The sequence below is a fragment of the Cupriavidus necator genome (assembly GCF_016127575.1).
Lineage (GTDB): Bacteria > Pseudomonadota > Gammaproteobacteria > Burkholderiales > Burkholderiaceae > Cupriavidus > Cupriavidus necator_D.
This window is the reverse complement of record NZ_CP066019.1, coordinates 144,807-158,289: the sequence shown is the minus strand read 5'-3', so window position 1 is coordinate 158,289 and position 13,483 is coordinate 144,807. Positions and strand designations below refer to the sequence as shown.

Genomic DNA, 13,483 nt, shown 5'->3' with positions numbered 1-13,483 from the left:
ACTCTACGCAGCCGCTGGCAAGCGCGCCATCGGGCGGGCGTTAACGGGTCTTCAGGATTCGTGAACTGCGGCAGGTTTTCCGCTACCATGCGGGCAAATTGCGGCAGCGGGGACACGACATGGAACTGAGGCAACTGCGCTACTTCGTCAGCGTGATCGAGCACGGCAGCATGGGCAAGGCGGCGCTGGAGCTGGGCGTGGTCACGTCCGCGCTGAGCCAGCAGATCAGCCGGCTGGAGAGCGAGCTGTCGACGCGGCTGCTGCAGCGCACTTCCACCGGCGTGGTCGCCACCGACGCCGGGCTGGCCTTCTGGCGCCAGGCCCAGCTGGCGCTGCGCCATATCGACGATGCCGCGCTGGCCGCGCGGCAGGCGCGCCTGTCGGGCCATGTCAGCGTGGGCCTGCCGCCCAGCACCGCCGCGGTGCTGGCGCTGCCCTTCATGCAGGCCATGCGCGAGCGCTACCCCGACGTGCGACTGCGCATGGTGGAGAGCCTGTCCGGCTACCTCGGCACGATGCTGAGCGCGCGCCAGATCGACCTGGCGGTGCTGTTCAGCGAGGAGCCCGCGCAGCGCTGGAGCGTGCTGCCGCTGCTCGATGAGCGGCTGTTCGTGATCGGCGCCGAGGGGCTGGCCGGCATGCCGCGCGGCGAGCAGACCTCGGTGGCGGCACTTGGCAAGCTGCCGCTGATCCTGCCCAGCGGCTCGCACGGGCTGCGCGCGCTGGTCGCCGCGTGCTTTCGCCAGGCGAAGCGCGAACCCCAGGTGGTGGCGGAGATCGACGGGCTGGCGATCCTGATGGACGCCGTGCGCGGTGGCCTGGGCGCCACCATCCAGCCGGGCGCGGCACTGGCGCGCAGCCACGGCACGCCCTACCGCAGCATACTGGTCACCGACGCCGGCGCCACGCGGCCCAACCTGCTGGTCAGCCTGTCCGACGATGAACTGTCGCCGGCGGGCCTGGCCGCGCGCGTGGTGCTGGCCGACGTCGCCACCACGCTGGTGCGCGAGGGGCGCTGGCCCGGCGCCACGTTGCGCCCGCGCTGAGCCGGCTGTGCCCCGGCCGGGCTTCACGAAAGCTGAAGCCCCCTTGCCGCGCCCCTGCTGGCGCCCGCCCGCCTTGCGCGCCAAGATGGCGCCAGCAAGGAGACAATCCCCATGGTCGACGTATTGGTAATTGGCGGCGGCAACGCGGCCCTGTGCGCGGCGCTGATGGCGCGCGAAGCCGGGGCCTCGGTGCTGCTGCTCGAATCCGCGCCGCGCGCCTGGCGCGGCGGCAACTCCCAGCACACGCGCAACCTGCGCTGCATGCACGACGCGCCGCAGGACGTGCTGGTCGATGCCTATCCCGAGGAAGAGTACTGGCAGGACCTGCTCAAGGTCACCGGCGGCATCACCGACGAACACCTGGCGCGGCTGGTGATCCGCGCGTCATCGACCTGCCGGCCGTGGATGCGCAGGCATGGCGTGCGCTTCCAGCCGCCGCTGTCGGGTGCGCTGCACGTGGCGCGCACCAACGCCTTCTTCATGGGTGGCGGCAAGGCTCTGGTCAACGCGTACTACCGCAGCGCCGAAGCGATGGGGGTGCAGGTCCGCTATGAAACCCCGGTGGATGCGATCGAGCTGGATGGCGACCGCTTCGTCGCCGCGCGCAGCGGCAGCCAGCGCTTCACCGCGCGCGCCTGCGTGCTGGCCGCGGGCGGCTTCGAATCCAACCGCGAATGGCTGCGCGAAGCCTGGGGCCGGAATGAACGTGGAGAATGGCCCGCCGACAACTTCCTGATCCGCGGCACGCGCTTCAACCAGGGCGTGCTGCTGCGTTACATGATCGACGCGGGCGCCGATGCCATCGGCGACCCGTCGCAATCGCACTGTGTCGCCATCGACGCGCGCGCGCCGCTGTACGACGGCGGCATCTGCACGCGCATCGATTGCGTGTCGCTGGGCGTCGTGGTCAATCGCGACGCCGTGCGCTTCTACGACGAGGGCGAGGACTTCTGGCCCAAGCGCTACGCCATCTGGGGCCGGCTGGTGGCGCAGCAGCCCGGGCAGATCGGCTATTCGATCATCGACAGCAAGGCCATCGGCCGCTTCATGCCGCCGGTGTTTCCCGGCGAGAAGGCCGACACGCTGCCTGAGCTCGCGCGCAAGCTCGGGCTGCCGGAAGCGCAGTTCGTGCGCACGGTGCAGGACTACAACGCGGCGTGCCGCGTCGGCAGCTTCGACCATACCGCGCTGGACGACTGCCACACCGAAGGCCTGGCACCAGCCAAGACGCATTGGGCCAGGCCGCTCGACCAGGCGCCGTTCTATGGCTACGCGCTGCGGCCGGGCATCACCTTCACTTACCTGGGGCTCAAGGTCAACGACCGCGCCCAGATGCACTTTGGCGGCAAGCCAAGCGGGAATCTGTTCGTGGCAGGAGAAATGATGGCCGGCAACGTGCTCGGCAAGGGATACACGGCCGGTGTCGGCATGTCGATCGGCACGGCCTTCGGGCGCATCGCGGGCACGCAGGCTGCATTGGCGGCGGGCATCAACACGGGAGCCATCCATGCAGAAGCTTGAAGCCCTGACGCGCGAGGCCGCGCAACTGGCCGGGCAGGACGCTGCCGCCCCGGCGCCGCAGTCCCGCGTCATCCGCGTGCTGCCGCTGACCGACAATGAGGCCGAAGTTGCCCGGCAGATGCAGATCTGCAATGCCTGCCGCTACTGCGAAGGCTTCTGCGCGGTGTTCCCGGCCATGACCCGCCGGCTGGAGTTCGGCAAGGCCGACGTCAACTACCTGGCCAACCTGTGCCACAACTGCGGCGCCTGCTACCACGCCTGCCAGTACGCGCCGCCGCATGATTTCGGCGTCAATGTGCCGCAGGCCATGGCAAAGGTGCGGCTGGAAACCTATAGCGAATATGCATGGCCCGCGCCGCTGGGCAAGCTGTACCAGCGCAACGGGCTGACGGTGTCGGTGGCGCTGGCCTTCGGGCTGGCGTTGTTCCTGGTACTCGCCGCCACGCTGGGCGGCGCGCTGTGGCAGACGCATGAGGGCGGCAATTTCTACGCGGTATTCCCGCACAACACGCTGGCGGCATTGTTCGGCAGTGTGTTCGGCTTTGCCGTGCTTGCGCTTGGCCTGGGCGTGCGCCGCTTCTGGCGTGATGTCTCTGCCGGCACAGCGTCGGCACCGGCCGTGGCAGAGGCGGCCCGGAACGTGCTGGCACTGACCTACCTCGATGGCGGCCACGGCGATGGCTGCAACGAGGCCAGCGACCGCTTCACACTGGCGCGGCGGCGCTTCCACCATTTCACGTTCTACGGTTTCATGCTGTGCTTTGCGTCGACAGCGGTGGCGACCGGCTACCACTATCTGCTGGGCTGGCATGCGCCCTATCCGGTCACGAGCCTGCCGGTGCTGCTGGGCACCGCCGGCGGCGTGGGCCTGCTGGTGGGCCCGGCCGGCTTGCTGTGGCTGAACCTGCGCCGGCACCCGATGCATGGGGATGCCCGGCAGCGCCCGATGGACCGCGGCTTCATCGCGCTGCTGCTGCTGACCAGCGCCACCGGACTGGGGTTGCTGGCCGGGCGCGGCACGGCGGCGATGCCGCTGCTGCTGGCGGTCCACCTTGGCGTGGTGATGGCGTTGTTTGCGACGCTGCCGTATGGCAAGTTCGCACACGGCATCTATCGCAGTGCGGCGCTGCTCAAATCTGCGATCGAAAAGCGGCAGAAAAACAAGCTGTAGCTTGGCAGCGATTGAGTGGCAGCCGTCCCCGCCCACGCATAAACAAAAAGCCGGTCCCCGACAGGGACCGGCTTTTCTTTGGCGCAGCCTGTATGTGAATCAATCCACCGTAGCGCCCGAAGCCTTCACCACCTTCGCCCACTTGGCCGTCTCCGACTTCATGAACGCGGCCAGCTGGGCCGGCTTTTCCGGGTTGGGTTCGGCACCCTGGTCGGCCATCTGCTTCTTCACTTCCGGCATGGCCAGGATCTTCACCACTTCGGCGTTGAGGCGGTCGACGATGGGCTGCGGCGTGCCGCCGGTGGCGTACAGCGCAAACCACGAGGTGGCCTCATAGCCCGGCACGCCCGATTCGGCCACGGTCGGCACGTTGGGCAGCGCCGGCGAGCGCTTGGCCGAAGTCACGGCGATGGCGCGCAACTTGCCGGCCTTCACGTGCGGGTACGACGACGGCATGTTGTCGAACATCAGGCCGATCTGGTTGCCCAGCAGGTCGTTCACGGCCGGGGCGCTGCCCTTGTACGGGATGTGCTGGATATGCAGGCCGGTCATGGAGTTGAACAGCTCGCCCGACAGGTGCATCGACGAACCGCTGCCCGACGAGCCGTACGACAGCTTGTCCGGGTTGGCCTTGACGTAGGTGATCAGTTCCTTGACGTTGTTGACCGGCACCTTGGGATTCACCACCACCAGGTTCGGCACCATGGCCACGCGCGTGATCGGTGCGAAGTCCTTGACCGGGTCATACGGCAGCTTGGAGTACAGCGACTGGTTGATCGCGTGCGTGCCGATGGTGCCCATGAACAGCGTGTAGCCATCGCCAGGCGCCTTGGCCGCCAGCGAGGCGCCGATATTGCCGCCCGCGCCCGGACGGTTGTCGATCACCACCGGCTGGCCGAGCGCCTTGCCCAGCTGCAGGCCGACGATGCGGGCCAGGATGTCGGTGGTGCCGCCAGCCGAGAACGGCACGATCATGGTGATCGGCTTGGTCGGGTAGCCGCCCTGCGCATGGGCCGCACCGGCAAAGCCGGCGATGGTGGTGGCCAGCGCCACGCCAGCGGCAAGCAGGCGGCGGCGCGTGGTGGAGGTCTGGGAATCTTGTCTCATCGGTAATGCTCCGGTGCTATATCGTTCCGGCGGTGATTGGGTACCGCGGGAGGTTGTGCTGAATGGCGTGATTGCCGTTCCCGAACGGATGGCGCGCACATGCGCGCATCCGGTGGGCGGCCCGGCCACGGGCCGCCATGCGTGACGCTTGGTTAACGTCTCTTCTTGTTGAATGCTTGAATGCGGATGCCTGGGACGCGCGCTGCTTACACCGGCGCAACGCCCAGCGTGGTGCCGCCGCACACGTACAGCACCTGGCCGGTGACGAAGCCGTTGTCTGGCGACAGGAAGAACAGCGCGGCACGCGCAACGTCTTCCGGCGTACCCATGCGCTTGACCGTGATGCTGGCCAGGATGCGCCGGGTCTGTTCGGCGCCTTCGGGGTTGCTCTTGCGGAACAGCTCGGTGGCGATCGGGCCCGGGGCCACGGCGTTGACAGTGACGCCGTCGCCGCCCAGCTCCATCGCGAGCGTGCGGGTCATGCCGATCAGGCCGGCCTTGGTGGCGGAGTACACCACGCGCTCGGCCTTGCCCAGCGCGGCGCGCGAGGCCATGTTGACGATGCGGCCAAAGCCGGCGGCACGCATCGCGGGCAGGCACGCCTGCGTCAGCAGCAGCGTGGCCTGCAGGTGCAGGGCGGTCACGTAGTCCAGGTCGGCGACGGTGGCGGTGTCGGCGGTGCCGGGGCGCGTGGCGCCGGCGTTGTTCACCAGGCGCGTGACGGCGAAGCGCGAGGTCACCTGCGCGGCCACGGCGCGGGTCGCCTCGGCATCGGTCAGGTCGGCCTGGAAGAAAGTCAGGTTCGGGTGCGACCAGGCCGGTTCGGCATAGTCGATATTGACCACCTGGGTCACGCCATCGGCCAGCAGCATTTCACAGATGGCGCGGCCGATACCGGAACTGCCGCCGGTCACGAGCGTGGCTACGGGAAGGGACATCTCTTGCTCACTCCAAGAACTACCGCTAACTCGCTCCCTCTCCCGCTTGCGGGAGAGGGAGTACACCCTCAGCTTTCCAACTGGCTTGACTTAGACCCGCTCGATCACCATCGCAATACCCTGGCCCACGCCAATGCACATCGTGCACAGCGCAAAGTGCCCACCGGTGCGATGCAGCTGGTACATCGCGGTGGTCACCAGGCGCGCGCCGCTCATGCCCAGCGGGTGGCCCAGCGCGATCGCGCCGCCGTTCGGGTTGACGCGCTTGTCGTCGTCGGCCACGCCCAGTTCACGCAGCACGGCCAGGCCTTGCGCGGCGAACGCTTCGTTCAGCTCGATCACGTCGATCTGGTCCATGGTCATGCCCAGCTGCCTGAGCAGCTTCTGCGACGCCGGTGCCGGGCCGATGCCCATCACGCGCGGCGCCACGCCGGCGGTGGCCATGCCGACGATGCGGGCGCGCGGGGTCAGGCCGTGCTGCTTGAGGCCGGCTTCGCTGGCCAGCAGCAGCGCGCAGGCGCCGTCGTTCACGCCCGAGGCATTGCCAGCGGTCACGGTGCCGTCAGGACGGACCACGCCGCGCAGCTTGGCCAGCGCTTCCATGCTGGTGGCGCGCGGGTGCTCGTCGCGCTCGACCACGATCGGGTCGCCCTTCTTCTGGGCGATGGTGACCGGGGTTATTTCCTGCGCCAGCGTGCCGTCGGCCTGCGCGCGCGAGGCCTTTTCCTGGCTGCGCAGCGCCATCAGGTCCTGGTCTTCGCGGCTGATCTTGTAGTCGGTGGCGACGTTCTCGGCGGTCTCGGGCATCGAGTCCACGCCGTAGGCCGCGCGCATGGCCGGGTTGATGAAGCGCCAGCCGATGGTGGTGTCGAAGATCTGCGCATCGCGCGAGAACGCGCTGGTGGCCTTGCCCATCACGAACGGGGCACGGCTCATGCTTTCCACGCCGCCGGCGATCATCAGGGTGGCTTCGCCGGCCTTGATGGCGCGCGCGGCGGTGCCGGTAGCGTCCATGCCGGAGCCGCACAGGCGGTTGATGGTGGCGCCCGGCACCTCTTGCGGCAGGCCCGCCAGCAGCGCCGACATGCGTGCCACGTTGCGGTTGTCTTCGCCGGCCTGGTTGGCGTTGCCGTAGATCACGTCATCGATGGCCTTCCAGTCCAGGTTCGGATTGCGGGCCATCAGCGCCTTCAGCGGCACCGCGCCGAGGTCGTCCGGGCGCACCGCGGACAGGCTGCCGCCGTAGCGGCCGATGGGGGTGCGGATGGCGTCGCAGATAAAGGCTTCGGTCATGGTGTGTCTCTCTCGTTTTGGTGTGTGGTGATGCCGGCGCTCAGGCGGCCAGCTTCAGGGGAACGCCGGTAATGCGCTGCAGTTCATCGAAGCTCAGCCCTTCGACCAGGTCGCGCGCGACCAGCCCGTCGGCGGTCACGTCGATGGTCGCAAGGTCAGTGTAGATGCGGGTCACGCAGCCGATGCCGGTCAGCGGATAGGTGCACTGCGGCACAATCTTGCTCTCGCCCTGCTTGGTCTGGTGCTCCATCATCACGAACACCTGCTTGGCGCCGATGGCCAGGTCCATCGCGCCGCCCACGGCGGGGATGGCGCCGGGCGCGCCGGTGTGCCAGTTGGCCAGGTCGCCCTTCTCTGAGACCTGGAACGCACCCAGCACGCAGAAGTCCAGGTGGCCGCCACGCATCATCGCGAACGAATCGGCGTGATGGAAGAACGAGCCGCCCGGCTTGACCGTCACCGGCTGCTTGCCGGCATTGATCAGGTCGCCGTCTTCCTCGCCGGGCGCGGGCGCGGGGCCCATGCCAAGCAGGCCGTTCTCGCTGTGCAGCAGGATTTCCTTGTCTGCGGGCAGGTGGTTGCCGACCAGTGTCGGCAGGCCGATGCCGAGGTTGACCACGGCACCGTCGGGAATGTCTTTGGCCACGCGGGCGGCCATCTGATCGCGGGTCAGGCGTTGCATCTGGATTCTCCTGTTACCTGTCGCTCAGGCGACCTTGACGACGCGCTTGACGAAGAGGCCCGGCGTCACGATGTGTTCGGGGTCCATCTCGCCCAGCTCCACCACGTGGCTGACTTGCACGATGGCGCATTTGGCGGCCATCGCCATGATCGGGCCGAAATTGCGCGCAGTCTTGCGATAGGTAAGGTTGCCCCAGCGGTCGGCGGTGTCGGCCTTGATCAGCGCGAAGTCGGCGTGGATCGGGGTCTCGAACACATAGCCCTGGCCGTCGATGATGCGCGTTTCCTTGCCCTCGGCCAGCGGCGTGCCGTAGGCGGTGCGCGTGAAGAAGCCGCCGATGCCGGCACCGGCGGCGCGGATGCGCTCGGCCAGGTTGCCCTGGGGCACCAGTTCCAGCTCGATCTCGCCCGCGTGGTAGAGCGAATCGAAGACGTAGGAATCCGCCTGGCGCGGGAACGAGCAGATGATCTTGCGCACGCGCTTGGTCTTGAGCAGCGCGGCCAGCCCGGTGTCGCCGTTGCCGGCGTTGTTGTTGACGATGGTCAGGTCGCGCGCGCCTTGCTCGATCAGCGCGTCGATCAGTTCCGCGGGCATGCCTGCGAGGCCGAAGCCGCCAATCAGGATGGTGGCGCCGTCGTGGATGCCGGCCACCGCCGCTTCCACCGAGTCGTATAGCTTGTTGATCACTTGCGTTCCAGGTCGGAAGATCCGCCAGGCTACCGGAGCGGGCCGCAAGACGCGGCGCATGAAAGGCTGTCTCCGGTAATCCTGCCGGAAGGAGTTTCGTCGCGGCGGGCTGCGCGGGGCGCTACCCATTTGAACGAGTCCAGCAGTCTGCGTGAGTCTTTGGGTGTGGACCGGTTGTTCGTTAACCGATTTGTTCGATATACGAACTTGAATTCGCAGAATGAACAGATTACACCTGCGCGTCGGCGACGGTCAAGCCGACCGGGCGGTCGGCTAACCAGATTGTGCGATTAGCGCGCGCGGGTGACGGGCACACCCCGTGTGTAGGACGGGGCCGACATCACAATCGGCTCGCACTCGATATGGCCCGGGGGTCGCACGGGCTATTGTGGAATCAGGCAAGGCAACACCCGCACAGCAGCCACCGGACCACCCGGCTGAGCAGGGCAGCCTGGCAACAAAGAACGAGGAGCCCGTCATGGCCACCGTCCATGTCCCGTTTTCATCCACGCCCCATGCAGTGGCGCTTGCGCGCATCCTGCATGTCACGCAGCAGGCGTGGGGACTGAAACCCAGCAAGGATCAACTGCAATCGCCCGCGCCTGCCCCGGCTGGCGCCAACATGCCATCCCGCCCGCACCCGCTGTCGCGCCGCGTGCGCCTGGCCCGGGCAGCCGCCCGCGCATTTGAAGCGCAAGTGATGGCGATTCGTTGCCGCCAGGTATTCGTCGGCTGACGGGGAAACCCCGCCGCATTACGCGAGGGTCGCCACGCCCGTCAACAGTACCCGGCTGCCGCCAACCCCAGGGCGCACCTCCAACCGCACGTCGATGCGCTCACGCAATTCGGTGACGTGCGAAATGATCCCCACCAGCCGCCCTGCCTGCTGCAGGTCCAGCAGCGTACGGATGGCAAAGTCCAGGCTCTCGGGATCGAGCGTGCCAAAGCCTTCGTCGACAAACAGCGTATCGAGCTGGATGCCGCCGGCGCGCGACTGCACCACGTCGGCCAGCCCCAGCGCCAGCGACAACGACGCGAGGAAGCCCTCGCCACCTGACAGCGTATTGGCCGGACGCGCCGCGCCGGTATCGTGGTCGAACACTTCGATATCCAGTCCGCCCGCACTGCGCTGGTCTGCCTGCTCGCGCACGCGCTGCAGCACATAGCGGCCGCGGCTCATCGCCAGCAAACGCGCCGAAGCGGCTTCCAGCACCTCATCGAGCAGTGTGGCCAGCACGAAGCGCTGGAAGGTCATGCGGCGCGGGTTGTTGCCGTTGGCGACTTCGGCCAGCCGGCCCAGCACCGCGTAGCGTGCCTCGATGTCGCGCCCCTGCGCGTCCAGCTGCTGCAGGCGCAGCTGGCACTGCAGCAGCGTGTCGCGCGAACGGCCGCGCTCGGCCTGTTGCCGGACCAGGGCTTCCACCGCGGCGGCCGACGCATCGCGCGCTGCGCGCAGGCCGTCCAGATCCGGTGCGTCCAGCGCTTGCGCGGCGGCCTCGGCGCGTTCGCGCCAGTCGGCGGCTGTGGCCAGCTGGGTATCGAACGCGCGCAGCGTCGCGTCGAGCGCCTGCATGGCATCGTCGCCAAGACAGGCGGCCGCGTGGGCCGGCACATCGGCAAAGCCTTGCTGCGCGAGCGCCTGTGCAAGCACGGATTCGGCCTCGGCCAGGCGGTTAGACGCCTGGGCCTGTGCCTGCTGTGCCGAGACCAGTCCAGCCTGTGCCCCGGCTGCGTCCGCCGCAGCCTGGCGCTCGGCCGCCTGCGCAGCGACCAGCGCCTGTTCCAGCGCGGCGAGCATAGCCTGCGCCTGCCGCAGGGCCTCGCCCAGCGCCACGGGGTCGCGTGAATCCTCGGGAACCTGCGCACTGTTGGCCTGCCATTCGCCACGGCAGTGGGCCAGCGCCTGGGCAGCGGCCTCGGCGCCGGCCGTGGCATCGCGGCTGGCGGCGTCCGCCGCTGCGAGCGCCGTGCGGCAGCTGACGATGGCGGCTTCGCGTTGCGCAAGGCTTGCCGCCGCTTGCCGGCCTTCGGCCAGTGCCGCTTCCAGTCCCGTGATCTCGGCTTTCAGCTTGCGGGCGGACTCGTCGCCGACCTCGCCCAGCGCCTGCGCCAGTTCGTCCAGCCGCTCGCGCGCCTGGGCAATGGCAGCTTGTGCCGCCTGGTGCTGGCCGGTGCAGCGCACCGCATGGGATTCAGCCTCGAGCGCGGCGTGGCGGGCCTGCTCCAGCGCCTGGTCCGACAGCGGCGCCGCCACGTGCTGCGCCGGTGCCGGGTGCGCGGTGCTGCCGCAGACCGGGCAGGCATCGCCCGCTGCCAGGCTTGCGGCCAGCCGCGCGGCCTGCCCGGCGCGCCAGGCGGCTTCCGCTTCGGCCAGCGCGGCGCGGCACTGCTCGCGCTGGCGCAGGGCTTGCTGTTCGGCAGCGGCGGCATTGGCCGCCTGTGCGTTCGCGGCATCCAGTGCCCGGACAGCTTGCTGATGACGGTCAAGCTGCCGCGCGCGTTCCTGCAACGCGGCCAGCTGCAACGCCGTGGCCTGTGCCTGCGCGGCAGCAAGCTGGCCTTGCGCCAGCGCGGACTCCGCGCCAACGGCATCGGCTTGCCGCGTGGCAAGCTGTGCGGCGGCGCGTTCGCGCGCAGTGGCGGCTGCCACCTGCCTGGCTTCGGCCGCCTGCAGCGCGGCCAGCTGCGCACCCAGCTGCTGCGCGCGCGGCAGCATGTCTGCCAGCTGCGAAACCCGCCTCTGCGCGGACTGGCGCGCTTCAGCGCGTGCCTTTTCGGCCTGCAAGGCGGCAGCCGCCTGCGTGGCCTGTTGCGCGGCGCGCGCCGCCTGCTCGCCAGACTGCGTCAAGGCAACGGCGCTGGCGGCCTGGTCGCGCTGCGCGGCTTGCCACGCCTGCAGTGCCGGCCTGACACGCGCGGCGCGCTGGGCGGCGTGCAGGCGCGCGCGCTCATGCTCCATGGCTGGCTGGCGCGCCAGCAGCGCCGCGTGCGCGGCCTGCGCCTGCTGGCGTTCCCGCAACCGCGCCGCCACCTGCTCGCCGGCACCCAGCGCCGCCTGCGCTGCGGCCAGCGTGGCCCGCGCGCCCTGTTCCTGCCCCTGCAGCGCCTGCAACTCGGCCTGCAAGGCCTCGATTCCCTCTGCCAGCGCCTGCGCCGATTCCACCCCAACCTGGCGCAGCGCTTCGTCGCGCTGGATGGTGATGCGCTCGGCATCGCGGCGGATGACGGCGGCCTCGGCCTTCAGCAGCTCTTCCACGCGCCGGTACAACTCGGTGCGGAACAGGCGCTCCAGAATGGCCTGGCGCGCCTGCGAACTGGCGGTCAGCAATTCACGGAAGCGCCCCTGCGGCAGCACGATCACCTGGCGGAACTGGGCACTGTCGAAACCCAGCAAGTCGCGCACGGCGTCGCTGACCCTGGCGGGCTGGCTGGCCTTGCTGATCCAGTCGTTGCCGTCATGCAGGTCCAGCTGGGCCTTGGCCGGCTCGGTCACCCAGCCCTCGCCGCGCTGCTTGGGCCGCTCCTGTACCGGCGAGCGCACCACGCGCCAGCGCTGCGCGCCCAGGCTGAACTCCAGCGTCACCTCGGTGCGCAGCGCGGGCGCGGCGTTGGCGCTGCGCATGGCCTGCGCACTGCGCTCGCCGCCGGAGGTATCGCCGTACAGCGCAAAGCAGATCGCGTCGAGCAGCGTGGTCTTGCCCGCGCCGGTGGGGCCATGGATCAGTACGAAGGCCTGCTCGCCCAGCCGCGTGAAATCGACCTGCTCGGTCGCGGCAAAGGGACCGAAGGCCTGCAGCGTCAAATGCAGCGGTCTCATGCCGACTCCCTGTCCGCGGCGGCGATCCCGGTCAGCACCTGGTCGAGCACGGCACGCTGGTCCGGTTCCAGCTCGGCATCCGCCACTTCGCGGAAGAAGTTGGCAAAGAGTTCGCCGGTACCCAGTTGCCGCAACTTGCGCCCGGCCTCCGAAGCCGTGCCGGTGCGCGCCAGCACCGTGCGTTCGATCGCGAGCGCATTGGGATAGACCTGCCGCAGCCTGGCCATCGGGTCCAGCAGCGCGCCCGTATCGGTGAGCCGCGCGTGGATGTAGTCATCGCGTTGCGGATCATCGACACCCGCCGCCAGCACCGCGGCCAGTTCGCCTTCGACCACGCGCACATCGCGCAGCGCCTGCAGCGGCACCGGCGTGATGGCGACCGCGCCGTCCGCGCCCAGTTCGATGCGCGACACCGACTTGTCGTGCGCGCACTCTGACAGCGAATACTTCAGCAGCGAGCCCGCATAGTGAACGCGCCCGCCGCCCAGCGTCTGGGGCCGGTGCAGGTGGCCCAGCGCCACCAGGTCAAAGCCGGCGAACAGGTCCGCGGCCACCGCGCCGCTGCCGCCCACCGACAGCGGCCGTTCCGATTCGCTTGCCGCGCCGCCCACCACGAAGGCATGGCCCACCACCACGGCACGCACGCCCGGCGGATGCACCGCGCGGATGGCATCGAGCTGCGCGCGCAGCGCGGCTTCATGCGATGGCAGGTCGGTGCCCATGGCATCGCGCACCACCGCCGGTTCCGCGTACGGCAGCGCGTAGATGCGCACCTCGCCGTGGGTGTCGTGCAGCGTCACGCAGGCCGCCGCGGCCAGCGTGCGGCCGGCCACGTGCAGGCCCTGCGCCCGCATCAGCCGCGCGCCGAATCCCAGCCGCTGCGCGCTGTCATGGTTGCCGGCGATCATCACCACCGGCACTCCGGTGTCGATGACGATGCGGCCCAGCACGTCGTCGAGCAAGGCCACTGCTTCAGGCGGCGGCACGGCGCGGTCGTAGACGTCGCCGGCGATCAGCACGGCATCGGGGCGTTCGGTGCGGACCAGTTCGACAAACTGGTCGAGGATATGGGCCTGGTCTTCCAGCAGGCTGCGCGCATGGAAGAGCCGGCCGAGATGCCAGTCGGCGGTGTGAAGGAAACGCAATCCGGGATCCGATAGATGCAAAGGCGAAACCCGCATCATAATGCGTTGCGACCTGACTGCCCGTTCAGCAACGGTT

General features: G+C 69.2%; 11 protein-coding genes. 4 read left to right on the top strand and 7 right to left on the bottom strand.

Annotation, left to right across the window (positions count from 1 at the left end; genetic code table 11):
• Positions 1-119: 119 nt before the first annotated feature.
• The 3 genes from I6H87_RS19740 to tcuB all read left to right on the top strand — a co-directional run bounded on the left by I6H87_RS19740 (position 120) and on the right by tcuB (position 3,738).
• Positions 120-1,046, top strand: a complete 927-nt coding sequence (locus I6H87_RS19740; RefSeq protein ID WP_011616412.1) for a LysR family transcriptional regulator — start codon at positions 120-122, stop codon at positions 1,044-1,046.
• A 111-nt stretch (positions 1,047-1,157) separates the two neighbouring features.
• Positions 1,158-2,567 carry an FAD-dependent tricarballylate dehydrogenase TcuA gene (tcuA, locus tag I6H87_RS19735; RefSeq protein ID WP_011616411.1) on the top strand — a complete coding sequence of 470 codons (1,410 nt, stop codon included), beginning with the start codon at positions 1,158-1,160 and terminating at the stop codon, positions 2,565-2,567.
• Positions 2,554-3,738, top strand: a complete 1,185-nt coding sequence (tcuB, locus tag I6H87_RS19730; RefSeq protein WP_011616410.1) for a tricarballylate utilization 4Fe-4S protein TcuB — start codon at positions 2,554-2,556, stop codon at positions 3,736-3,738. Before tcuA ends, tcuB begins: the two co-directional genes overlap by 14 nt.
• Positions 3,739-3,837: 99 nt before the next feature.
• Here the strand turns inward: tcuB and I6H87_RS19725 are convergent, their stop codons facing one another.
• The 5 genes from I6H87_RS19725 to I6H87_RS19705 all read right to left on the bottom strand — a co-directional run bounded on the left by I6H87_RS19725 (position 3,838) and on the right by I6H87_RS19705 (position 8,445).
• Positions 3,838-4,845: a Bug family tripartite tricarboxylate transporter substrate binding protein gene (locus I6H87_RS19725; RefSeq protein ID WP_010809834.1), complete on the bottom strand. Its 1,008-nt coding sequence runs from the start codon at positions 4,843-4,845 to the stop codon at positions 3,838-3,840.
• A 206-nt stretch (positions 4,846-5,051) separates the two neighbouring features.
• Positions 5,052-5,783 (bottom strand): SDR family NAD(P)-dependent oxidoreductase, encoded by a 732-nt coding sequence (locus I6H87_RS19720; protein ID WP_010809833.1) that lies wholly within the window; start codon positions 5,781-5,783, stop codon positions 5,052-5,054.
• Positions 5,784-5,873: 90 nt separating this feature from the next.
• Complete coding sequence (gene pcaF, locus I6H87_RS19715) at positions 5,874-7,076, bottom strand: 3-oxoadipyl-CoA thiolase (RefSeq protein WP_011616409.1); 1,203 nt, start codon at positions 7,074-7,076, stop codon at positions 5,874-5,876.
• 40 nt (positions 7,077-7,116) lie between these two features.
• Positions 7,117-7,758, bottom strand: coding sequence for a 3-oxoacid CoA-transferase subunit B (locus I6H87_RS19710; protein ID WP_010809831.1), 642 nt, complete (start codon positions 7,756-7,758; stop codon positions 7,117-7,119).
• A gap of 24 nt (positions 7,759-7,782) precedes the next feature.
• Complete coding sequence (locus I6H87_RS19705; protein ID WP_010809830.1) at positions 7,783-8,445, bottom strand: 3-oxoacid CoA-transferase subunit A; 663 nt, start codon at positions 8,443-8,445, stop codon at positions 7,783-7,785.
• Between the two features lie 478 nt (positions 8,446-8,923).
• Between I6H87_RS19705 and I6H87_RS19700 the strand changes: the two genes are divergently transcribed.
• Positions 8,924-9,181, top strand: coding sequence for a hypothetical protein (locus I6H87_RS19700; RefSeq protein WP_041687906.1), 258 nt, complete (start codon positions 8,924-8,926; stop codon positions 9,179-9,181).
• A gap of 18 nt (positions 9,182-9,199) precedes the next feature.
• On the opposite strand, the gene I6H87_RS19695 is transcribed toward I6H87_RS19700, so the two are convergent.
• The gene (locus I6H87_RS19695) at positions 9,200-12,262 is read right to left on the bottom strand and encodes an AAA family ATPase (protein ID WP_011616407.1); all 3,063 of its coding nucleotides are present in this window, start codon (positions 12,260-12,262) and stop codon (positions 9,200-9,202) included.
• Positions 12,259-13,407, bottom strand: a complete 1,149-nt coding sequence (locus I6H87_RS19690) for an exonuclease SbcCD subunit D (protein ID WP_041687904.1) — start codon at positions 13,405-13,407, stop codon at positions 12,259-12,261. Before I6H87_RS19690 ends, I6H87_RS19695 begins: the two co-directional genes overlap by 4 nt.
• Between the last annotated feature and the right edge of the window lie 76 nt (positions 13,408-13,483).

Bases quoted from the DNA above. Each gene is read 5' to 3' on its own strand.
- I6H87_RS19710 (WP_010809831.1), bottom strand. From the start codon at position 7,758: ATGCAACGCCTGACCCGCGATCAGATGGCCGCCCGCGTGGCCAAAGAC.
- pcaF (WP_011616409.1), bottom strand. From the start codon at position 7,076: ATGACCGAAGCCTTTATCTGCGACGCCATCCGCACCCCCATCGGCCGC.
- tcuB (WP_011616410.1), top strand. From the start codon at position 2,554: ATGCAGAAGCTTGAAGCCCTGACGCGCGAGGCCGCGCAACTGGCCGGG.
- I6H87_RS19695 (WP_011616407.1), bottom strand. From the start codon at position 12,262: ATGAGACCGCTGCATTTGACGCTGCAGGCCTTCGGTCCCTTTGCCGCG.
- I6H87_RS19725 (WP_010809834.1), bottom strand. From the start codon at position 4,845: ATGAGACAAGATTCCCAGACCTCCACCACGCGCCGCCGCCTGCTTGCC.
- I6H87_RS19740 (WP_011616412.1), top strand. From the start codon at position 120: ATGGAACTGAGGCAACTGCGCTACTTCGTCAGCGTGATCGAGCACGGC.
- I6H87_RS19720 (WP_010809833.1), bottom strand. From the start codon at position 5,783: ATGTCCCTTCCCGTAGCCACGCTCGTGACCGGCGGCAGTTCCGGTATC.
- I6H87_RS19700 (WP_041687906.1), top strand. From the start codon at position 8,924: ATGGCCACCGTCCATGTCCCGTTTTCATCCACGCCCCATGCAGTGGCG.
- tcuA (WP_011616411.1), top strand. From the start codon at position 1,158: ATGGTCGACGTATTGGTAATTGGCGGCGGCAACGCGGCCCTGTGCGCG.